Source organism: Nitrosomonas sp. (genome assembly GCF_043753625.1).
Lineage (GTDB): Bacteria > Pseudomonadota > Gammaproteobacteria > Burkholderiales > Nitrosomonadaceae > Nitrosomonas.
This window is the reverse complement of sequence record NZ_JAYUWI010000027.1, coordinates 1-21,308: the sequence shown is the minus strand read 5'-3', so window position 1 is coordinate 21,308 and position 21,308 is coordinate 1. Positions and strand designations below refer to the sequence as shown.

Below are 21,308 nucleotides of genomic sequence, written 5' to 3'. Positions count from 1 at the left end.
GATGAGATCGCGGCACGTTACCCGCATGAAAATATTGTTATGGTGATGGACGGCGCAGGCTGGCACAAAAACTAGGCCATGAAATTGGCAGAGAATATACGAATCCTGTTTCTACCGCCTTATTCGCCAGAACTCAACCCGCAGGAACATGTGTGGGATGAGTTGCGGGAAAGTTCTTTCATAACCGTGCCTTCGATAGTCTGGATGCACTTGAGATTCATCTGGAAAGCGCGCTAAAAACCTTGAATCAAGCCAGGAAACTATGCGCAGCATTACCGGATGGGATTGGATTATTAATACTGTTCCTAAGTAGAATTGGAATAAGATACCCACTTTTACAACCTTCATAGGCTTCTTCAAATCTCATCTTCCGTGTTTCCTGTAGAAATTCCGTCCGTTTCATCTCTAACCCTCCTGGACTTAAGATAATCCGGACAGATAATTTGCTACAAACACGGACAGTTTATTTGTTCTCTACAGGGGCAAGATATAGAATTGACTTGATGAAGAATCAAGGGTAGCATCGCCCATTTAGTAAGTTTAGGCAAGAGGTAAAATGCGCAGAAAGATGGTAGCTGGTAACTGGAAAATGCACGGTAATTTGTCAGAGAATAAGCAGTTACTCAATACGATTGTCACAAGCTTAGACGGATTACAGGGAGTGGAGTTTCTAGTTTGCGTGCCTTATCTTTATCTGCCCTCAGTACAAGACACATTACAGAATACGAATATAGCTTGGGGTGCTCAAAATGTGAGTCAGTACGAAAAAGGGCCATATACAGGAGAAATATCGACTTCCATGTTGAATGACTTTGAATGTCGTTATGTAATTGTAGGGCACTCGGAAAGAAGATCATTATTTGGTGAAGATAGTCATACCGTTGCTGAAAAATATCAGGCAGCTCAACGGGCTGGTATAACCCCTATTCTGTGTGTAGGCGAAACACTTGAGCAACGTGAAGCTGGCACAACAGAGCAAGTAATTGAAGATCAGTTAGCAGCGGTTATCAAATTAACAGGAATCGAGTCTCTAGGGAACGCGATTATTGCTTATGAACCTGTATGGGCTATCGGTACGGGTAGAACAGCATCGCCTGAGCAAGCTCAAGATATTCATTCTTTTATCAGGGAAGGTATAGAAAAGCAAAATGCTAATATAGCCAATGATTTAACTATTCTTTATGGCGGGAGTGTTAAAGCAAGTAATGCATCTGAACTATTTGACATGCCTGATATTGATGGTGGTTTGATAGGTGGTGCATCATTGGTTGCAGTTGATTTTGTTGCGATTTGTCGCGCTTTACATCAATAAATTTTTTGGAGTAACACGTTGGAAATTTTGGTCTGGGCAGCGCATGTTTTGTTGGCGATTGTACTAATAGTTTTGGTATTATTGCAGCATGGAAAGGGTGCGGATATGGGAGCTGCGTTTGGCAGTGGTTCAGCAGGCAGTTTATTTGGAGCAAGTGGCTCAGCCACATTCCTGAGTCGCGCGACAAGTTTTGTTGCGGCACTTTTTTTTGCTACAAGTATGAGTTTAACTTATCTCTCGGTGAATCAAACTGGAAGCACAAAAGCCTTGAGCATTATGGATCAAATCGAAGAATCTGAAAGTGGATCTGAAATCAAGTCAGAAGAAGAATCTTCTTTCGAACGAGATGGTAATGTGCCGGAAGTTGAAGGCGGTTCAAAAGCTAATCGGATACCTGAGTAGCTAGTTGAATATAAATGATATGGTAAATTCTTGATCAAAAAATACATAGTTTTTCCGCCGACGTGGTGGAATTGGTAGACACGCCGTCTTGAGGGGGCGGTGGCGAAAGCTGTGCGAGTTCGAGTCTCGCCGTCGGCACCACGCAAAGATAGTATTTGTAAACGCATAGTTAAAAATTATTGTTTCTATAATCTATAGATCTGTCACGTTTAAATAAAAGATAAGATATGCTTGAAAACTATTTTCCAATTTTACTTTTTCTAATTGTTGGATTCTTGGTTGGTGTTGTACCCATGCTATGTGGTTGGCTACTTGCACCAAATCGTCCAGATAGTGAGAAGCTATCGCCATACGAATGTGGATTCGAAGCCTTTGAAGATGCTCGAATGAAGTTTGATGTGCGTTATTATCTGGTCGCAATTTTATTTATCTTATTTGATCTGGAAATTGCTTTCCTATTTCCGTGGGCAATCGTACTTGATGAAATTGGAATGTTTGGATTTATTGCTATGATGATATTCCTGAGTATCCTGGTGGTTGGTTTTATCTACGAATGGATGAAAGGAGCATTAGAGTGGGATTAATGTTATGAGTATAGAGGGAGTTCTTGAAAAGGGTTTTGTTACTACCAGTTTAGACTCAATTATTAACTGGGGGCGAACTGGTTCCATGTGGCCAATGACTTTTGGACTGGCTTGCTGTGCAGTGGAAATGATGGAGACAGGAGCATCACGTTATGATCTTGACCGGTTTGGCATAGTGTTCAGGCCAAGTCCGCGTCAATCAGATGTTATGATCGTTGCAGGTACTTTATGTAACAAAATGGCACCAGCTTTGCGTAAGGTTTATGATCAGATGGCTGAACCGCGCTGGGTAATCTCGATGGGATCGTGTGCAAATGGTGGAGGTTATTACCATTATTCATATTCTGTAGTACGTGGTTGTGATCGTATTGTGCCAGTTGATATATATGTACCAGGTTGTCCTCCAACAGCAGAAGCATTGCTGTATGGCATTATTCAGTTGCAAAATAAAATAAATCGCACTAACACTATTGCACGATAATTCCTATGCATACTACTTATTTGGAAAATCTTGCAGAGTCGCTGCGAAGTGCACTCGGGGATAAACTGATTGATATCCAAGTTCGGTATGGTGAATTAACTATCAATATTCGTGCAGAAGATATATTTGCTGCGAGTGAAATGTTGCGTGACGATCCTACTCTTGCTTTTGACACATTGATTGATTTGTGTGGAATTGATTATTCAACGTATGGCGACGACCTATCAAAAAAAAATAACCTGAAGAATAGACGTTTTGCAGTGATTTATCATCTACTCTCGGTTGATCGTAATCATAGATTGCGCATTCGGGTTTTAACCGAAAATAATGAGTATCCGGTAGTGGATTCAATTACTGATATATGGCCTGTCGCGAACTGGTTTGAGCGTGAAGCATTTGATCTTTATGGTATTGTTTTTACTGGTCATCCGGATTTGCGCAGAATATTGACAGACTATGGTTTTATTGGGAACCCATTCCGTAAGGATTTTCCAATAACAGGCCATGTTGAAATGCGCTATGATTCAGAGCAGAAGCGTGTTATTTACCAGCCTGTCACTATTGAACCGAGAGAAATAACACCTCTGGTGATACGGGAAGAGAATTACGGGGACTGTGAGTCTTGATGCTTGCGTGATTTCACCGCATGAATTGTGTTTTTAGATAAGAGTTCTATGAAATAACATATGGCTGAAATACGTAATTACACCATGAATTTTGGACCCCAGCACCCAGCAGCGCACGGGGTGCTGAGATTGGTGCTGGAATTGGATGGGGAAGTTGTACTGCGTGCGGATCCTCATATTGGATTGCTGCATCGGGCAACTGAGAAATTAGCAGAGAATAAAACGTATATTCAATCAGTTCCATATATGGATCGATTGGATTATGTCTCGATGATGGTTAACGAGCATGCTTACGTGATGGCTATCGAAAAGCTGCTGCAAGTTGAAGTGCCAATAAGAGCGCAGTACATACGTGTAATGTTTGATGAAATTACTCGTATACTTAATCACTTGTTGTGGATTGGTGCGCATGCGCTGGATGTCGGTGCTATGACAATGTTTCTGTATGCTTTTCGTGAAAGGGAAGATCTGATGGATTGTTATGAAGCGGTATCAGGTGCTCGATTGCACGCTGCCTATTATAGGCCAGGTGGTGTATATCGTGATTTACCTGATACGATGCCTCAGTATCAGCCATCGAAAATTCATAATCAAAAGCAGACTCGTGCGCGGAACGCAAATCGAGAAGGTTCCTTATTGGATTTTATTGAAGATTTTACGAATCGTTTTCCAACGTATGTTGACGAATATGAAACATTGCTAACTGACAATAGAATTTGGAAGCAACGCTTGGTAGATATTGGTATCGTTTCTCCTGAACGAGCTAAAGCGTTAGGTTTTACCGGCCCAATGCTACGTGGTTCCGGTGTGGAATGGGATTTAAGAAGAAAACAGCCTTATGAAGTCTACGACCGTATTGATTTTGATATACCTGTAGGTGTTAATGGTGATTGTTATGATCGATATTTGGTACGTATGGAGGAATTTCGACAATCAAATCGCATCATTAAGCAATGTATCGATTGGCTGCGTATAAATCCAGGGCCAGTGATTACTGATAATCATAAAATTGCACCACCTTCACGTGTTGATATGAAACAAAATATGGAAGAAATGATTCATCATTTTAAATTATTTACCGAGGGCTTTCATGTGCCTCCGGGTGAAACCTACGCAGCGGTTGAACATCCCAAAGGTGAGTTTGGTATTTATCTGGTATCTAACGGCGCTAATAAGCCCTATCGACTGAAAATACGTGCACCTGGATTTGCACATTTAGCTGCTTTGGATGAAATGTCGAGAGGGCACATGATCTCAGATGTAGTAGCTATTATTGGCACACAAGATATAGTATTTGGTGAGATAGATAGATAAACGATGTTAAGCACTGAATCCCTTAAAAGAATAGATCGAGAGATCGCTAAATATCCGGCTGAACAAAAACAATCTGCTGTCATGTCAGCGCTTGCAATTGCACAAGATGAAAAGGGCTGGTTGGCCGATGAAACAATGAATTTTGTAGCTGAATATTTAGGGATGCCTCCCATTGCAGTCTATGAAGTGGCCACTTTTTATAATATGTATAACCTCGAGCCGGTGGGTAAATACAAGATTACGGTATGTACCAATTTGCCTTGCGCCTTATCGGGTAGTAATGATAGTGCAGCTTATTTAAAGAAAAAATTAGATATTGAATTTAACCAGACAACTCCTGATGGTGAATTTACACTAAAGGAAGGCGAATGCTTTGGAGCATGTGGAGATGCACCAGTATTATTAGTTAATAACAAGCGCATGTGTAGTTTTATGTCCAATGAAATGATCGATAAATTGCTGGAGGAACTGACCGAATGAATCAGTACCCGCAAACATTAATGAATGGAGTTGATCCATCCGATCCGGAAAATTGGCGGCTCAGAGGCTATGAGGAACGTGAAGGCTATGCAGCGCTCAGAAAAATACTGGCTAAACAAATTACTCCTGGAGAAGTGATCGAAGAAGTCAAGAAATCTGCACTTCGTGGTCGTGGAGGGGCTGGTTTCCCCACTGGATTGAAGTGGAGCTTCATGCCTAAAGCATATGAAGGAAATAAATATATCGTTTGCAACTCAGATGAAGGGGAACCAGGTACATTTAAAGATCGCGATATCATGCGATTTAACCCGCATTTGTTGATCGAAGGTATGATAATAGCCGCATACGCAATGGGCGTTAAAGCGGGCTATAACTATATTCATGGTGAGATATGGGAAACTTACGAGCGCATGGAAGAGGCTGTTGAAGAAGCGCGAGCAGCCGGTTATCTAGGGAATAATATTCTTGGATCAGCATTTAGTTTCCAACTATACAATCATCATGGGTATGGCGCTTATATCTGTGGTGAAGAAACGGCATTACTAGAATCTATAGAAGGTAAGAAAGGGCAGCCACGCTTTAAGCCGCCTTTCCCAGCAAATTATGGCCTTTATGGCAAACCGACTACTATTAATAATACTGAAACCTTTTCTTCGGTTCCATGGATAATCCGCAATGGTGGAGAAAAATATCTGCAACTTGGAAAACCTAATAACGGTGGCACCAAGATATTTTCCGTATCAGGGCATGTTAATAAACCAGGTAATTATGAAATACCCCTTGGGACGCCTTTCACAGAGTTATTGGAATTGGCAGGCGGGATGCGCGGAGGTCGGAAATTAAAAGGATGTATTCCGGGTGGATCATCAATGCCAGTATTACCAGGCGATATTATGATGCAAACGGATATGGATTATGACTCAATTGCCAAAGCTGGGTCTATGCTTGGTTCAGGTGCAGTCATCATCATGGATGACACAACCTGCATGGTAAGGGCTTTGGAACGGTTGTCATATTTTTATTACGAAGAATCCTGCGGTCAATGTACGCCATGCCGCGAAGGTACGGGGTGGCTTTATCGTATCGTTAATCGCATTGAGCATGGCAAAGGTAGACTTGAGGATCTTGATTTGCTAGATAATATTGCTGATAACATACAGGGAAGAACAATTTGTGCCTTGGGCGATGCTGCGGCAATGCCGGTGCGCGCTATGATTCAACATTTTCGAAACGAGTTTGTTTACCATATAGAACACAAGAAGTGTATGGTCTAATTGTTCTAATGCTAAACAACCAGTACGTATCATTTATTAATTCGTGATTAACTCAAGAATTCTAGCCGATGGTCAATATAGAAATCGACGGTAAGCAAATATCTGTTCCTAAAGGAAGTACCATCTTGGAGGGCGCAAAACAGATCGGTGTATATATCCCGCATTTTTGCTATCACAAGAAATTATCCATTGCCGCTAATTGCCGCATGTGTCTGGTACAAGTTGAGAAGGCACCTAAACCACTGCCCGCGTGCGCAACGCCGGTGATGGATGGAATGAAGGTATATACACATTCACAGCAGGCAGTAACGGCACAGAAAGGTGTCATGGAGTTTCTGCTCATAAATCATCCACTGGATTGTCCCATTTGTGATCAAGGTGGTGAGTGTCAACTGCAAGATCTCGCTGTTGGGTACGGTGCGAGTGGGTCGCGCTATACCGAAGCAAAACGCGTCGTCGTTAACAAAAATTTGGGTCCACTGATATCAACGGATATGACGCGATGTATCCACTGTACACGTTGCGTTCGCTTTGGTCAGGAAATTGCCGGTATTATGGAGCTAGGAATGGTTGGGCGTGGTGAGCATGCTGAAATACTTGCATTTGTTGGTAAGACCGTGGATTCTGAATTGTCCGGCAATCTTATTGACCTCTGCCCTGTAGGTGCGCTGGTTAGTAAACCATTTCGGTATTCAGCTCGTACTTGGGAGTTATCACGCAGAAAATCAATAAGCCCGCACTGTGGTTTGGGTTCAAATCTGATTGTACAAGTCAAACAGAATCGCGTTATGCGCATTCTTCCTCGGGACAATGAAGCGATCAATGAATGTTGGTTGTCTGATAAAGATCGTTTTTCCTATGAAGGATTAAACTCAGAGGATAGATTGACTCGTCCTATGATCAAACGCGATGGCCAATGGTTTGAGTGCGACTGGCAAGAGGCATTGGAATTTACCGCTAATGCCCTACAAACAATCAAACAAAAGCATGGCGCACAAAGCATCGCTGCATTAGGATCTGCGCATAGCACATCAGAAGAATTGTTCTTATTGCAGAAATTATTACGTGCGATGGGGAGCGCAAACATCGATCATCGATTGCGCCAATCAGACTTTTACGCAGATAAGCATATGCAGGGTGTACCGTGGTTGGGTACTAGTATTGCAGATATATCACAATTAAAATCGACGCTTCTTATCGGCAGCACATTACGTAAAGATCAACCGCTTATTGCACAGCGTTTGCGCCAAGCTGTTGTTAAAAATGGCATGAAATTAAATATTGTAAATCCAATAGATGATGATTTATTGGTTAATATTGCGAATAAGGCCATAGTTGCACCAGGTGCAATGGTTACGAAATTGGCAGAAATCTTGAAAGCAGCCGCTGAGATTAACGGAACAGAACAAACAGGCGGTTTGAAGCAACTTATTAATTCAATAGATGTTTCTAGTGCTGTTAACGCGTACGCTATTGCTTCGAGTCTTATTGAGAATGCGCCAGCAGCTATTTACTTGGGTAATTTATCCCAACACCATCCCGATTACTCAAGAATTAATTTGCTTGCGGGTTTGATTGCACAAATTACAGGAGCGAGCTATGGCGTGTTGGGCGAAGCTGCAAATAGTGTCGGTGCATATTTGGTAGGTGCAATACCGGCAATCAACACGTTGCTAGTTACAACAAAATTTGATCAGATGGAATCCGGATTAAACGCATCACAAATGCTAGGTTATAGCAATGACTTGTCCGATGAAAAGTGTCAGGCATTTATATTGATGAATGTTGAGCCAGAATTTGATACCTATAATTCCCAGAAAGCACTAAAAACAATCAAGTCGAGCGAATTTGTGGTATCTCTAAGTGTTTATAAAGGAAATGTAGCGGATTACGCAGATGTTATATTACCGATTGCGCCCTTTACCGAAACATCAGGAACTTATGTCAATACTGAAGGCAGAATACAAAGTTTCAATGGCGTTGTTTCTCCGCTAGGGGAAGCTCGCCCTGCCTGGAAAGTGCTTCGTGTACTGGCTAATTTGCTGTCGCTAGAAAAATTTGATTATGAGACACCGGAACAAATTCGGGCAGAAATCTTTCCTGAAGGATTGGAAATTAATCAATATCTCGATAACACTTTGAGGGACTTTGGTACCGGGATTAGAGTGACTGAAGGACAAGAGTTACAGCGTATTGGAGAAATACCGATTTATCAGGCGGATCCGATTGTTCGTCGTGCTGAGTCCTTGCAGGCTACTCAGGATGCTGCACCGCCAAAAGCATGGATGGCAACTGCACTGCTGGAGAAACTAGGTGTTAGCGCAGGTGATCAGGTGAAAGTTACGCAGGGAGACGAATTCGTTCGGCTCGAGGCCGCTCATGATGAAAAATTGCCTGATAATTGTGTGCGTGTTGCAAGTGCACACCCGAAGACAGTAGCACTCGGCGCTTTGTTCGGGGAAATTCAAGTGGAAAAACAGTGAAAGCAAAGGTTGGAGTCTATTAAATGGAGAATATTCAACAACAGTTTGTGGAAATATTTGGAATAGAATGGGGATCTATGTTGTTTTCATTAGCATCAAACATCACATTTATTTTTGCTATTGTCATTCCATTGTTATTAGGCGTTGCTTATTTAACCTTTGCGGAACGGAAAATAATTGCTTATATGCAAATCCGCGTCGGACCCAATAGAGTGACTTTTTTTGGGATACCGTGGTTGCGTGGGTGGGGGCAACCGATTGCTGATGCAGTTAAGGCAATAATGAAAGAAATCATTATTCCGACGGGAGCAAACAAGCTCTTATTTATTCTTGCGCCGGTATTAACAATTATGCCAGCGCTTGCGGCATGGGCAGTAATCCCTTTTTCTCCTGAACTTGTTCTTGCAGATATCAATGCAGGATTGCTGTATATTTTAGCAATGACGTCAATGGGAATCTACGGCATTATTATTGCCGGATGGGCATCGAATTCGAAATATGCTTTCCTAGGGGCCATGCGGTCTGCTGCTCAGGTTGTTTCATACGAATTAGCAATGGGTTTTGCTTTGGTATGTGTTCTAATGATGTCGCGAAGTTTGAATTTGGGTGATATTGTTAACGGTCAACAAGGTGGTAGTTTTTTGAACTGGTATTTGATTCCGTTGTTTCCAATGTTTCTGGTTTATCTAATTTCAGGGGTAGCTGAAACAAATCGTGCCCCATTTGATGTCGCAGAAGGTGAATCAGAAATTGTTGCAGGCTTCCATGTTGATTACTCGGGTATGGCCTTTACTGTATTTTTTCTGGCTGAATATTCCAACATGATACTGGTTGCTACTCTGACATCGATCATGTTCTTGGGTGGATGGTTACCTCCGATTGATATGGAACCATTTACATGGATTCCCGGTTTTATTTGGTTGCTATTGAAGATTGCATTTATCTTGTTTTTCTTTCTTTGGTTTCGTGCAACCTTCCCACGCTATCGCTATGATCAGATCATGAGACTGGGATGGAAGGTATTTATTCCAATTACACTCATATGGATTGTTCTATTAGGCTTGATAATGCAACTACCAGAATCTATGCGGAACTTATTTCCGTTAAATATCTGGTTTTAGAATAGAGAAAATACAATGGATCGTATCAAAAAGTTTTTTAGTACCTTTTTATTATTTGAATTGTTAAAAGGTATGGCTGTTACTGGACGGTATCTATTCAAACCAAAGATTACTGTACATTTTCCAGAGGAAAAAACTCCGCAATCGCCTCGATTCCGTGGATTGCATGCTTTGCGTCGGTATCCAAATGGAGAGGAACGTTGTATTGCATGCAAATTATGCGAGGCAGTTTGTCCTGCTATGGCAATTACCATCGATTCAGAACAGCGTGAGGATGGTACACGACGTACTACACGTTATGATATTGATCTGAGTAAATGTATATTCTGTGGTTTTTGTGAAGAATCCTGCCCGGTTGATTCAATTGTTGAGACGCGTATATTGGAATATCACGGCGAGAAAAGGGGCGATTTGATCTATACCAAGGAAATGCTATTGGCTGTCGGAGATCGTTATGAAGAACAGATTGCCAAGGATCGAGAAGCCGATGCTCGCTACCGTTGAGACTCTCTGGTAAATACAAATGAATTTTCAAGACATTTTATTTTATATTTTCTCGGCCATCTTAGTCGCATCGGCACTTGGAGTAATTACAGTTCGTAATCCAGTCTATTCAGCATTATTACTGGTGCTGGCTTTTGTTACCTGTGCGGGTCTGTGGTTACTGCTGGAAGCAGAATTCCTTGCGATTACATTAGTGTTGGTGTACGTCGGTGCAGTAATGGTATTGTTCTTATTTGTAGTGATGATGCTGGATATCAATCAGGACAGATTGCGGGAAGGATTTTGGAAGTGGTTCCCCTTCGGTGCAGTCATTGCACTGATAATGGTTGCCGAGATATCTATGGTTCTAATGGGTAAATATTTTGGACTCGAAGAGATGCCGACACCAAGACCGCAAGATGTTGATTACAGCAATACCAGAGAGTTAGGCCGCTTAATTTATACCGAATACGTGTATGCCTTTGAGTTGGCTGCAGTGCTTTTGCTGGTTGCAATGGTCACGGCAATTGCATTGACATTGCGGCATCGTGAAGATAAAAGATCACCAAATCCATCCAAGCAAGTCAAAGTGAGAAAAGAAGATCGAATACGCATGGTGAACATGCCATCAGAAAAGAAAGAATAAAAAATACATTTAATAGTTCTTTTAACGATTTTAATATTTAGAAGAGGTTGTCAGCTTGGTATCGTTATCTCATTACTTAGTGCTCGGCGCGATTTTATTTGCAATCGGCTTAGTTGGCATTTTTCTCAATAGAAAAAATGTCATTATTTTACTTATGTCTATCGAGTTAATGCTGCTAGCAGTAAATATGAATTTTGTTGCGTTTTCGCACTATTTACAGGATATATCCGGCCAAATTTTTGTGTTTTTTATTCTGACAGTTGCAGCAGCAGAATCAGCTATTGGTTTAGCTATACTTGTTGTGCTGTTTCGCAATATGCATACGATTAATGTTGATGATCTCGATAAACTCAAAGGCTAGTAAAAAAGAAGAAGAGTATAAGTACTTATAACCGACATAAGAATAATTGACCGAGATGCAAAATCTATATTTACTAGTTCCACTGGCCCCGCTAATAGGCGCACTCATAGCTGGATTATTTGGACGTTTTATCGGCCCCGTGTGGAGTCATCGCATAACAATAGTACTTGTTTTTATTTCATTATTGGCATCTATAGTTATTTTACTAGATGTACTGGAAGGTAATATTTATAACGGTAGTGTCTACACTTGGCTGGTGACAGGTGATACTCGATTCGAGATCGGGTTTCTGATCGATCAATTGTCAGCAACTATGATGATTGTTGTCAGTTTAGTTTCACTAATGGTTCATATTTATACCATTGGCTATATGCATGACGATCCGGGCTATCAACGTTTCTTTAGTTATATCTCGTTATTCACCTTTTCGATGATGATGTTGGTGATGTCAAATAATTTCTTGCAGTTGTTTTTTGGATGGGAAGCTGTCGGACTTGTATCGTACCTATTAATTGGTTTTTGGTATACCCGCCCAACAGCCATCTACGCCAATATGAAGGCATTTTTAGTTAACCGTGTCGGTGATTTTGGTTTTCTCCTCGGTATTGCTATGGTGCTGCTGTATTTTGGCACATTGGATTACGCTGCTGTTTTTACGCAAGCACCAGGAATAGTCGATGAGAAGATTGAATTAATACCTGGCATGCCTTGGTTGGTAATAACACTTATTTGTATATTGTTATTTATTGGTGCGATGGGTAAATCAGCACAGTTTCCATTACATGTATGGTTGCCTGATTCGATGGAAGGCCCTACACCAATTTCTGCTTTGATTCATGCGGCGACCATGGTGACGGCAGGAATTTTTATGGTGGCACGTATGTCGCCACTATTTGAATTATCGGAAACGGCACTATCAGTCATATTAATAATTGGCGGAATAACGACATTATTTATGGCACTTGTTGCAGTAGTACAAAACGATATTAAACGAGTTGTTGCCTACTCTACCTTATCGCAATTAGGGTACATGACTGTCGCATTAGGCGCATCCGCCTATTCTGCTGCAATTTTCCATTTGATGACTCATGCGTTCTTTAAAGCTGTATTATTTTTAGGTGCAGGCTCTGTCATTATTGCCATGCACCATGAGCAAAATATGCAAAAAATGGGTGGACTTAAGAGTTATATGCCAATTACCTATTGGACGATGTTTGTCGCAGCATTAGCCAGTGCAGGTGTACCCGGTTTTTCCGGTTTTTTTTCTAAAGATGCGATCATTGAGGCTGTGTACTTTGCCAATATTCCTGGTGTTGGCTTTGCATATTTTTGTGTGCTGATGACAGTTTTTATTACTGCATTATATACATTCCGGCTGATATTTATGACTTTTCATGGACAAACCCGGATGGATGCACATACCAAAGCGCATTTGCATGAATCCCCCTGGGTAGTCACTTTGCCGCTAGTGATTCTAGCTATACCAACAATTGCTGCGGGATGGCTTATTGGCCCAATAGTTTTTGGTGATTATTTTAATAATGTAATTTATGTATTGCCGCAACATGATGCTCTTGAGAAATTAGGTGCAGAATTTATAGGTATCGGAGGGATGATGGTGCATTCGCTGTCGACAGCACCATTTTGGCTATCAGTAGCTGGTATTTTTACTGCTTGGTATTTATATAGTGCAAGAACGGATATCCCAGGAAAAATAAAAGCCCGGTGTGGCCCTTTGTATAATTTATTGGATCACAAATATTATATCGATGAATTTTATTCGTGGTTATTTGCTGGCGGCACACGTGCTTTAGGTACTATGTTGTGGAAGTATGGTGATATAAAAGTGATTGATGGATTCTTTGTTAATGGCACCGCGCGCGTTGTAGCATTGGCGGCGGCTGTAGTACGCCGATACCAAACAGGTTATATCTATCATTATGCGTTTACTATGATAGTTGGCGTATTTGTTATCTTGACCTTATGGCTTTACTAGATTTCTTGAAGAAACATGTAAACATGATGTTGGATATATATTGATGAATAAAATACTTAAAGATAATAAGTACTAACAAATAAAACGGAAAAATCATGTCGTTTGATTTCCCACTATTGAGTTTAATTATTTGGCTACCAATTGTGTTTGGTATTGCCGTATTTGCAACCGGAAATGATCGCAATGCACATCTAGCCCGTTGGATTTCACTCGTAGGATCAATCTTGGGATTGTTGGTAGCGATTCCGCTTTATACCAACTTTGATTCTGCAACTGGCGCAATGCAGTTTATTGAGAGTCACGTCTGGTTTGAGCGTTTTAATGTTAATTATCATCTGGGTGTAGATGGTATATCGATGCCTCTTATTTTGTTGAATTGCTTTATTACCCCATTGGTTATTGTGGCAGGGTGGGAAGTGATTAAAGAACGCGTATCACAATACATGGGTGCATTCTTAATCATGTCGGGAATTGTCAATGGTGTTTTTGCTTCATTGGACGCTATTTTATTTTATGTATTCTGGGAAGCATCACTGATCCCAATGTTCTTGATCATTGGGATATGGGGTGGTCCAAATCGTGTTTATGCCGCCATTAAGTTTTTTCTTTACACGCTTCTTGGTTCCTTACTGATGTTGATCGCGTTTATTTATCTGTATCTAGCATCTGGAGGAAGCTTCTCCATCGAGGATTATCATAAACTATCGATTCCATTGACACCGCAGATTTTAATATTTGTTGCGTTCCTGCTAGCATTTGCAGTCAAGGTGCCAATGTGGCCAGTGCATACTTGGTTGCCCGATGCGCATGTAGAAGCGCCAACGGGAGGATCAATTGTTCTAGCAGCAATTCTGCTTAAACTAGGCGGTTATGGCTTCCTACGCTTCTCGTTGCCAATTGCACCTGATGCCAGTCATTATCTGGCTACTATGATGATTGTGTTGTCGTTGATAGCTGTGGTTTATATTGGACTCATCGCGCTGATGCAGGTTGATATGAAAAAGCTAATTGCCTACTCGTCAGTCGCGCATATGGGATTTGTGACATTAGGCTTTTTCCTGCTGAATGCCTATGGAATTGAAGGGGCGATGGTGCAGATGATTTCGCACGGATTTATTTCCGGTGCCATGTTTCTGTGTGTGGGTGTGCTATACGATCGATTGCATTCTCGTCAGATTGCTGATTATGGCGGGGTTGTGAATAAAATGCCTATATTTGCAGCTTTCTTTATGTTATTTGCAATGGCAAATGCCGGGCTGCCAGGCACGAGCGGTTTCGTAGGTGAATTTATGGTTATCATGAGTGCCATGAAAATTAATTTCTGGTATGCATTCTTGGCAGCAACTACACTGATTTTTGGTGCAGCTTATACATTATGGATGTACAAACGCGTCATATTTGGTGCTGTGGCAAGCCCTGCAGTTGAAGGATTAAAAGATATTTCAAAACGTGAGTTTGTATTATTGGCAATTTTGGCAATTTCAGTTTTATGGATAGGTGTTCATCCTTACCCATTAACTGAAGTAATGCATACAACGGTTGATCAACTGCTGATACATGTCAGTAACAGCAAGTTGTGAAAATAGTGATTCTGGAATAGTGACGAGTTCCTTATAAAAGGGTTATGAATTAATGAATTTTATACCACCTGATTTTACGCCAGCCTCTTCTGAGATATTTATGCTCATCATGGTGTGCGTGGTAATGCTGGCAGACCTCACCGCTGGTGATAATAGGCGGTATGTTGCGTATCTGCTGACACAGACTACGTTATTGGGTTGTGCGTTGCTTACATTTATATCATTTTCTACAGAAATTACTCATACTTTTAATGGAATGTATATTGATGATTCAATGGCGGATATACTGAAATTGATGGTGTATGGCACTGTATCAGCAGTACTTGTATATTCTCATACTTATATCAGTGATCGCGGTATGCTGAAAGGAGAGTTTTTCAGCTTAATTCTTTTTGCAACAATGGGAATGATGGTGATGATTTCCGCCAGTCATTTTCTGACGCTGTATATTGGTTTGGAGTTGCTCTCGCTATCTCTTTACGCATTGGTAGCATTACGGCGCGAATCATTGGTAGCAACTGAAGCAGCCATGAAATTCTTTGTGTTGGGTGCTTTGGCATCCGGTTTTTTGCTTTATGGTATGTCAATGGTTTACGGAGCGACCGGAACATTACATGTTTCTCAGCTTGCTCAGATAATACAAAGTGAAGCAAGCAGTAAGGAAGTATTAGTTGTAGGTCTTGTATTCATTGTGGCTGGAATCAGTTTCAAGCTAAGCGCAGCGCCTTTTCACATGTGGGCGCCTGATGTTTATCAAGGTGCACCGACTGCGGTTACATTGTTTATTGGTTCCGCACCTAAATTAGCTGCTTTTGGTTTTGTGATGCGCTTGTTGGTCGAAGGAATGGGGGAAATGTCCGCTGATTGGCAAGGCATGCTGGTGATCTTAGCTGTCATGTCAATGGCGGTAGGTAATATTGCCGCCATTGCACAAACAAACATCAAGCGCATGTTGGCATATTCAACCATCTCGCATATGGGTTTTCTGTTGCTTGGATTCATAAGTGCTGATTCTAACGGCTATAGCTCTGCTTTATTTTATGTCATTGCTTATGTTCTGATGACATTAGGTACTTTTGCAATGGTTATGCTGCTATGCCGCAGTGGATTTGAGGCTGAAAACATCAATGATTTCAAAGGACTCAACAAAAGAAATTCTTGGTATGCATTTATTGCCTTGTTGTTGATGCTTTCACTCGCTGGTATTCCACCGATGATCGGATTCTATGCGAAACTTTCTGTATTACAAGCAGTTGTCAATGCTGGGTATGTTTGGTTGGCGGTTGTGGCTGTATTGTTCTCGTTAATTGGTGCCTTCTATTATCTTCGTATTATCAAGTTGATATACTTCGATGAACCAGAAACCGATGAACCCATAAAGCCAAATAGTGATGTAAAGATTCTTCTCAGTGCAAATGGGTTAGCAGTTTTAGCATTTGGTATATTTCCTCAGGCACTCATGGGACTGAGTCTCTACGCCATTCAAAACTCAATGTAGTGATGGGCATAAGGGTATTCGTTCAAGAATTAGCCTTGTGATTGCATTTACGAAAGCACTCGAAGAAAAAATTATTACCTAGTAGAACAATTCAATCTTTTTTGCAGGATTTCTGCGACTCCAGCGTATTATCTGTTTCCTGAAGTACTGTGTTTGGTCGAAATAAATGATTCGTAAATAAACCAACTTGAAATCTCCAGTGTGCCCCCCATCTAAAAAGCAGAATATTTAAGGAGGAAAACGTGCAAGCTGAAACAACCAAAGAACAATTAAGTTTTCAAGCGGAAGCTAAACAGCTGTTAAAGCTGATGATTCATTCCTTGTACAGTAATAAGGAAATTTTCTTGCGTGAACTGATTTCGAATGCTTCTGATGCCGCAGATAAATTACGCTTTGAAGGTCTTACAGACGCTGCACTTTATGAGTCGGATTCGAATCTCAGCATTCGTGTGAGTTACGATGTCGATGAACAAACTATCACTATTTCTGATAATGGAATTGGTATGTCGCGGCAAGAAGTAATCGACCATATTGGGACAATTGCCAAATCAGGCACACGAGAGTTCTTTAATTCGTTGACTGGTGATCAGGCTAAAGATGCGAATTTGATAGGCCAATTCGGTGTAGGTTTTTACTCAGCATTTATTATTGCAGATAAAGTAACCTTGATTACCAGGCGCGCTGGATTAACTCCAGAGCATGGCATCCGATGGGAATCGAGCGGTGAAGGTGATTATACACTGGAAACGGTAACGAAACAGACGCGCGGCACCGAAGTAATTCTACACCTGCGCAAAGATGAGGATGAGTTTCTCAATGGAATGCGGATTCGGATCATTATTCGTAAGTATTCCGACCACATTACTTTGCCCATCTTAATGAAGAAGGAAGAATGGTCTCAGGAAGAGTCGAAAAATAAAATTACTGGTGAAGACGAAACAATTAATCAGGCAAATGCATTATGGGCGCGTCCAAAAAATGAAATCACCGTTGAACAATACAACGAATTTTATAAGCATGTAGCGCATGATTTTGAGCCACCGCTTGCCTATTTGCATGCGCGGGTAGAAGGCAAACAGGAATATACGCAATTACTCTATATCCCCGCACGAGCGCCTTTCGACTTATTTGATCGTGAACATCGTCATGGCATTAAGTTATATGTGCAGCGCGTATTTATCATGGATGATGCTGAGAAACTGTTACCAAATTACTTACGCTTCGTGCGTGGGGTGGTTGATTCGAATAGCTTGCCTTTGAATGTGTCACGTGAAATATTGCAAGAATCAAAAGATATCGAATCGATCAGAGCAGGTATAGTCAAGAAAGTGCTGGGATTGATAGAAGAATTATCCAAGAGTGAAAATGATGAGGGGAAAGAAAAGTTCAGAACTTTCTATCGGGAATTTGGACAAGTTCTGAAGGAAGGCGCGGGTGAAGATTATGCCAATCGGGAACGGATTGCGAAACTGTTACGTTTTGTCACGACCGAAAGTGATACTGAGGAACCAGCAGTTTCTCTGGAGGCCTATTTGCATCGCATGAAAGAAGGGCAGGACAAGATTTATTATGTTACAGCTGACAATCTCAAGGCGGCCAAGAATAGCCCTCACCTAGAAGTTTTCCGTAAGAAAGGCATCGAAGTACTACTGTTATCAGATCGTGTTGATGAATGGTTGGTGACCAACTTGACTGAATTTGAAGGAAAACCGCTTCAATCCGTTGCAAAAGGTGGTTTGGATTTGGGAAGTTTGGAAGACGAAACTGAAAAAGAAGAACGTGAGAAAGAAAGCAGCGCTTACCAAGAATTAATAGACAAAATGAAAGCGGCGCTGAGTGAACAAGTGAAAGATGTACGTGTTACATTTCGTTTGACCGAATCTCCAGCCTGTCTTGTCGCGGACACTTATGATATGGGTGGTAATTTGGAAAGATTACTGAAATCTGCAGGTCAAAAGGTACAACATGCTAAGCCAATCCTTGAAATTAATCCACATCATCCGATGGTGCAAAGGCTAAAAACAGAAATGGAAAATTTTGAAGACTGGAGTCATATTTTGTTTGATCAAGCCTTACTGGCTGAAGGTGGTCAGCTTGAGGATCCAGCAGCATTTGTAAAAAGACTCAATGAGTTGTTATTGCTTAAATCCTGAGATTGAGAGCACTTTGCATGGTTTACGCAATCTTTCGGTATGCATTCCGTGATGCCGGAAGATTGATGTGGTAAATTGAAACTTGAAACTTCTACTCATTTCTAATGTCCATCTATTGAATGTAGCGTGAAACGCTAAATCATTTTCCAAATAAATATTCAATCAATCAGTGGGCAAATCAACGAATAATCAGGCTGTTGATTCAATCAAGGCATATCAAGCAAAACTGGTCACGCCATTTTCTGTTTTAGGCATTAGAACAGAAGAAGATTGGCTTACTGATATTGAGTATTTGCCGATTGGTACAAAACCATTGGCACCAAAAACTTTACTGGCGAAAGAAGTGTGTAGGCAATTACAGGCATACCTGATCGAACCACATTTTATATTTGATTTGTGTTTGCATATCAGTGGCACGACGCATCAGCAACGTGTTTGGCAAGCCATTCAGGCTATCCCGAGCGGAGAAACGAGTAGTTATGCAGAAATAGCAACGCAACTGCACTCTGCACCGAGAGCCGTAGGGCGGGCATGTGGTGCCAATAGAATCCCGATCGTCATACCATGCCATCGGGTTATTTCTAAGAATGGCGGGTTAGGAGGTTTTATGAATGCAAGTGATGGCAACCCTTTAGTGATCAAGCGATGGCTGTTGGGCCATGAGAGCACCTGAACAAAACGCTGGTTTGTTGGATGAATTTTCCGATGCATTATGGCTGGAAGACGGCTTGTCGCGTAATACACTGGATAGTTACCGTAACGATCTACAGCTATTTAGTGAATGGCTAAGAAAACAGAATCAAGATAATAGTGTACTAACCGACGTAACGCACTCTGACTTGCTCGATTTTCTGGCGTCCAGAGTATCCGCTAAAATGAAGGCCAGCACAACAAGCCGTGAATTGTCTAGTTTAAAGCGCTTCTACCGATTTTTATTGCGTCAAGGGAAAATTACGACAGATCCCAGCCTCAACATTGATACACCCAAACTGCAGCGCAGCCTGCCCGATAGCCTTACAGAGACAGAGGTCGAACTGTTGCTAAGCGCACCTGATCTTAAACATCCGCTCGGTTTGCGTGATCGTGCGATGCTGGAAGTTTTGTATGCCAGTGGATTGCGAGTGTCTGAATTGATCAACCTAAGATATTCGCAAGTCAGCATGGATATGGGTGTGCTACGGGTCATGGGAAAAGGTCGAAAGGAGCGTCTTGCCCCGCTCGGAGAAGAATCCCTTGAATGGTTGAGCCGTTATACCAAAGAAGCCAGACCTGTTTTGTTGAATGGTATTGTCACTGATACCATATTTGTGACAACACGCGGAGCAGCCATGACCCGCCAGGCTTTCTGGTATCTCATCAAACGTTATGCGCAATTAGCTGGCAATGATAAACCGCTATCGCCGCATACCCTGCGCCATGCATTTGCTACCCATCTGTTGAATCATGGCGCTGATTTGCGAGTGGTACAGTTACTATTGGGTCATGCGGATATCTCTACCACGCAGATTTATACCCATATCGCGCGTGAACGCCTGAAACAATTGCATACCAAGCATCATCCTCGTGGATAGTAGCGTAAGCTATTTTTTCGCCAATAGCATATAGAGCGATACGGTTCCAAGGCTGACAAAAGCAATCAATGACCAATCCGGTATGGTCAGCGATAAAAATTTCCAATCGACGTCCCCGCAATTTCCATTTGCCTCGAACATCCCTGGCCACCAACTGGCAAGTGGTAAAGAATTTAGAAAAGCTTCCTCTGGACTAATACCACATTCAAATGATTCAGGGTAACGTATTAACCAGGCATGCCTCGCTGCGATGATTGTACCTATGAGTGCCAGAATACTCATCAAAACACTATAGAAGCGGTGTCCGATGACTTTGGGATTGTGCAGAAATGCCAATAGTGCAACTAATCCCAGCACCCAGTAGACAATACGTTGTGCTACACACAGCGGACAGGGTAGTAATCCTTCCAAATGTTGCAGATATTGCGCATAACCTAGAAGACTAATGCAACTAAGTAGAATAAATACAACTAATAATCTCATTGGATAATTTTCATTTTTGCAAACGCTCATACAATCATGATAGGAATATTATCATGATGGGGATGGATCACTAGTGCAATCTCGATTAGAAATTAGAATTAAATATTGACAGGAACTCTGTACTGGAGATTTTCTGAGAACTACTGGTATGCCCCTAGTATGGTGCGGATTCTTTGAAATTCGTTGCGGATAGTGGAAGGTGATCGTTTTAAGTAAACAGCAAGAATTTTAGGATCCGTTGTTTCCAGAATCAGACTGGTTTCCAATAGTTTGTGCAGGAGCGGAGGCAGCGTTTTGTTGCTGTCGATAGATTCGATAAGGCATGCGGCATGCATCTTTGCGCGTCTTAATTGGCCGACTCTATAAAGTGGACCCCGCAGTCAAGACAATAATAGATTGAATTTAAGAGGGCACCCTATTCATGCAGCGGAACGGCGCTGCCCCGATTTTTTGTTTTTAT

The 21,308-nt window shown here is 41.6% G+C and carries 21 protein-coding genes and 1 tRNA gene; 21 read left to right on the top strand and 1 reads right to left on the bottom strand.

The features are described 5' to 3' along the window. Positions 1-78: 78 nt before the first annotated feature. The 21 genes from ACH10T_RS02610 to xerD all read left to right on the top strand — a co-directional run bounded on the left by ACH10T_RS02610 (position 79) and on the right by xerD (position 20,365). Positions 79-237, top strand: a complete 159-nt coding sequence (locus ACH10T_RS02610) for a transposase (RefSeq protein WP_394807774.1) — start codon at positions 79-81, stop codon at positions 235-237. Positions 238-556: 319 nt separating this feature from the next. Continuing rightward, a complete protein-coding gene (gene tpiA, locus ACH10T_RS02605; RefSeq protein ID WP_394807773.1) occupies positions 557-1,312 on the top strand; it encodes a triose-phosphate isomerase in 756 nt (251 codons plus the stop codon). A gap of 18 nt (positions 1,313-1,330) precedes the next feature. Next, on the top strand, positions 1,331-1,714 hold the full coding sequence (secG, locus tag ACH10T_RS02600) for a preprotein translocase subunit SecG (RefSeq protein WP_394807772.1): 384 nt from the start codon (positions 1,331-1,333) through the stop codon (positions 1,712-1,714). Positions 1,715-1,770: 56 nt separating this feature from the next. Then, a tRNA-Leu gene (locus ACH10T_RS02595) sits at positions 1,771-1,855 on the top strand. Between the two features lie 86 nt (positions 1,856-1,941). Next, entirely contained in the window at positions 1,942-2,298 is a 357-nt protein-coding gene (locus tag ACH10T_RS02590) for an NADH-quinone oxidoreductase subunit A (protein ID WP_292993753.1), read from the top strand. A 4-nt stretch (positions 2,299-2,302) separates the two neighbouring features. Continuing rightward, positions 2,303-2,779 (top strand): NADH-quinone oxidoreductase subunit B family protein, encoded by a 477-nt coding sequence (locus ACH10T_RS02585; protein WP_292993754.1) that lies wholly within the window; start codon positions 2,303-2,305, stop codon positions 2,777-2,779. A 5-nt stretch (positions 2,780-2,784) separates the two neighbouring features. Further along, the gene (locus tag ACH10T_RS02580) at positions 2,785-3,405 is read left to right on the top strand and encodes an NADH-quinone oxidoreductase subunit C (protein ID WP_394807771.1); all 621 of its coding nucleotides are present in this window, start codon (positions 2,785-2,787) and stop codon (positions 3,403-3,405) included. Positions 3,406-3,465: 60 nt separating this feature from the next. Then, positions 3,466-4,719 carry an NADH-quinone oxidoreductase subunit D gene (locus ACH10T_RS02575; RefSeq protein WP_394807770.1) on the top strand — a complete coding sequence of 418 codons (1,254 nt, stop codon included), beginning with the start codon at positions 3,466-3,468 and terminating at the stop codon, positions 4,717-4,719. A 3-nt stretch (positions 4,720-4,722) separates the two neighbouring features. Beyond that, entirely contained in the window at positions 4,723-5,199 is a 477-nt protein-coding gene (gene nuoE / locus ACH10T_RS02570; protein ID WP_394807769.1) for an NADH-quinone oxidoreductase subunit NuoE, read from the top strand. Continuing rightward, positions 5,196-6,473, top strand: coding sequence for an NADH-quinone oxidoreductase subunit NuoF (nuoF, locus tag ACH10T_RS02565; protein WP_394807768.1), 1,278 nt, complete (start codon positions 5,196-5,198; stop codon positions 6,471-6,473). The genes nuoE and nuoF overlap by 4 nt, the downstream gene beginning before the upstream one ends. 68 nt (positions 6,474-6,541) lie before the next feature. Further along, the gene (gene nuoG / locus ACH10T_RS02560; protein ID WP_394807767.1) at positions 6,542-8,956 is read left to right on the top strand and encodes an NADH-quinone oxidoreductase subunit NuoG; all 2,415 of its coding nucleotides are present in this window, start codon (positions 6,542-6,544) and stop codon (positions 8,954-8,956) included. 23 nt (positions 8,957-8,979) lie between these two features. After that, positions 8,980-10,077, top strand: a complete 1,098-nt coding sequence (gene nuoH, locus ACH10T_RS02555) for an NADH-quinone oxidoreductase subunit NuoH (RefSeq protein WP_394807766.1) — start codon at positions 8,980-8,982, stop codon at positions 10,075-10,077. 15 nt (positions 10,078-10,092) lie between these two features. Next, positions 10,093-10,581 carry an NADH-quinone oxidoreductase subunit NuoI gene (gene nuoI, locus ACH10T_RS02550; protein ID WP_394807765.1) on the top strand — a complete coding sequence of 163 codons (489 nt, stop codon included), beginning with the start codon at positions 10,093-10,095 and terminating at the stop codon, positions 10,579-10,581. A 19-nt stretch (positions 10,582-10,600) separates the two neighbouring features. Next, positions 10,601-11,206: an NADH-quinone oxidoreductase subunit J gene (locus ACH10T_RS02545; RefSeq protein WP_394807764.1), complete on the top strand. Its 606-nt coding sequence runs from the start codon at positions 10,601-10,603 to the stop codon at positions 11,204-11,206. A 55-nt stretch (positions 11,207-11,261) separates the two neighbouring features. Continuing rightward, a complete protein-coding gene (nuoK, locus tag ACH10T_RS02540) occupies positions 11,262-11,567 on the top strand; it encodes an NADH-quinone oxidoreductase subunit NuoK (RefSeq protein WP_292993763.1) in 306 nt (101 codons plus the stop codon). A 55-nt stretch (positions 11,568-11,622) separates the two neighbouring features. Continuing rightward, entirely contained in the window at positions 11,623-13,563 is a 1,941-nt protein-coding gene (gene nuoL / locus ACH10T_RS02535) for an NADH-quinone oxidoreductase subunit L (protein WP_394807763.1), read from the top strand. A gap of 95 nt (positions 13,564-13,658) precedes the next feature. Further along, entirely contained in the window at positions 13,659-15,143 is a 1,485-nt protein-coding gene (locus ACH10T_RS02530; RefSeq protein WP_394807762.1) for an NADH-quinone oxidoreductase subunit M, read from the top strand. 52 nt (positions 15,144-15,195) lie between these two features. Beyond that, positions 15,196-16,641 carry an NADH-quinone oxidoreductase subunit NuoN gene (gene nuoN, locus ACH10T_RS02525; protein WP_394807761.1) on the top strand — a complete coding sequence of 482 codons (1,446 nt, stop codon included), beginning with the start codon at positions 15,196-15,198 and terminating at the stop codon, positions 16,639-16,641. A gap of 242 nt (positions 16,642-16,883) precedes the next feature. Continuing rightward, positions 16,884-18,794: a molecular chaperone HtpG gene (htpG, locus tag ACH10T_RS02520; protein WP_394807760.1), complete on the top strand. Its 1,911-nt coding sequence runs from the start codon at positions 16,884-16,886 to the stop codon at positions 18,792-18,794. A gap of 169 nt (positions 18,795-18,963) precedes the next feature. Continuing rightward, on the top strand, positions 18,964-19,467 hold the full coding sequence (locus tag ACH10T_RS02515) for a methylated-DNA--[protein]-cysteine S-methyltransferase (RefSeq protein WP_292993767.1): 504 nt from the start codon (positions 18,964-18,966) through the stop codon (positions 19,465-19,467). Next, on the top strand, positions 19,454-20,365 hold the full coding sequence (gene xerD, locus ACH10T_RS02510; protein ID WP_394807759.1) for a site-specific tyrosine recombinase XerD: 912 nt from the start codon (positions 19,454-19,456) through the stop codon (positions 20,363-20,365). The genes ACH10T_RS02515 and xerD overlap by 14 nt, the downstream gene beginning before the upstream one ends. Before the next feature lie 9 nt (positions 20,366-20,374). Here xerD and ACH10T_RS02505 read toward each other — a convergent pair whose 3' ends face one another. After that, complete coding sequence (locus ACH10T_RS02505) at positions 20,375-20,848, bottom strand: disulfide bond formation protein B (RefSeq protein ID WP_394807758.1); 474 nt, start codon at positions 20,846-20,848, stop codon at positions 20,375-20,377. Between the last annotated feature and the right edge of the window lie 460 nt (positions 20,849-21,308).

Excerpts from the sequence above, each read along its gene's own strand:
- ACH10T_RS02610 (WP_394807774.1), top strand. The coding sequence starts at position 79 with ATGAAATTGGCAGAGAATATACGAATCCTGTTTCTACCGCCTTATTCG.
- tpiA (WP_394807773.1), top strand. The coding sequence starts at position 557 with ATGCGCAGAAAGATGGTAGCTGGTAACTGGAAAATGCACGGTAATTTG.
- ACH10T_RS02590 (WP_292993753.1), top strand. The coding sequence starts at position 1,942 with ATGCTTGAAAACTATTTTCCAATTTTACTTTTTCTAATTGTTGGATTC.
- ACH10T_RS02585 (WP_292993754.1), top strand. The coding sequence starts at position 2,303 with ATGAGTATAGAGGGAGTTCTTGAAAAGGGTTTTGTTACTACCAGTTTA.
- ACH10T_RS02580 (WP_394807771.1), top strand. The coding sequence starts at position 2,785 with ATGCATACTACTTATTTGGAAAATCTTGCAGAGTCGCTGCGAAGTGCA.
- ACH10T_RS02575 (WP_394807770.1), top strand. The coding sequence starts at position 3,466 with ATGGCTGAAATACGTAATTACACCATGAATTTTGGACCCCAGCACCCA.
- nuoE (WP_394807769.1), top strand. The coding sequence starts at position 4,723 with ATGTTAAGCACTGAATCCCTTAAAAGAATAGATCGAGAGATCGCTAAA.
- nuoF (WP_394807768.1), top strand. The coding sequence starts at position 5,196 with ATGAATCAGTACCCGCAAACATTAATGAATGGAGTTGATCCATCCGAT.
- nuoG (WP_394807767.1), top strand. The coding sequence starts at position 6,542 with ATGGTCAATATAGAAATCGACGGTAAGCAAATATCTGTTCCTAAAGGA.
- nuoH (WP_394807766.1), top strand. The coding sequence starts at position 8,980 with ATGGAGAATATTCAACAACAGTTTGTGGAAATATTTGGAATAGAATGG.
- nuoI (WP_394807765.1), top strand. The coding sequence starts at position 10,093 with ATGGATCGTATCAAAAAGTTTTTTAGTACCTTTTTATTATTTGAATTG.
- ACH10T_RS02545 (WP_394807764.1), top strand. The coding sequence starts at position 10,601 with ATGAATTTTCAAGACATTTTATTTTATATTTTCTCGGCCATCTTAGTC.
- nuoL (WP_394807763.1), top strand. The coding sequence starts at position 11,623 with ATGCAAAATCTATATTTACTAGTTCCACTGGCCCCGCTAATAGGCGCA.
- ACH10T_RS02530 (WP_394807762.1), top strand. The coding sequence starts at position 13,659 with ATGTCGTTTGATTTCCCACTATTGAGTTTAATTATTTGGCTACCAATT.
- nuoN (WP_394807761.1), top strand. The coding sequence starts at position 15,196 with ATGAATTTTATACCACCTGATTTTACGCCAGCCTCTTCTGAGATATTT.
- xerD (WP_394807759.1), top strand. The coding sequence starts at position 19,454 with ATGAGAGCACCTGAACAAAACGCTGGTTTGTTGGATGAATTTTCCGAT.
- ACH10T_RS02505 (WP_394807758.1), bottom strand. The coding sequence starts at position 20,848 with ATGAGATTATTAGTTGTATTTATTCTACTTAGTTGCATTAGTCTTCTA.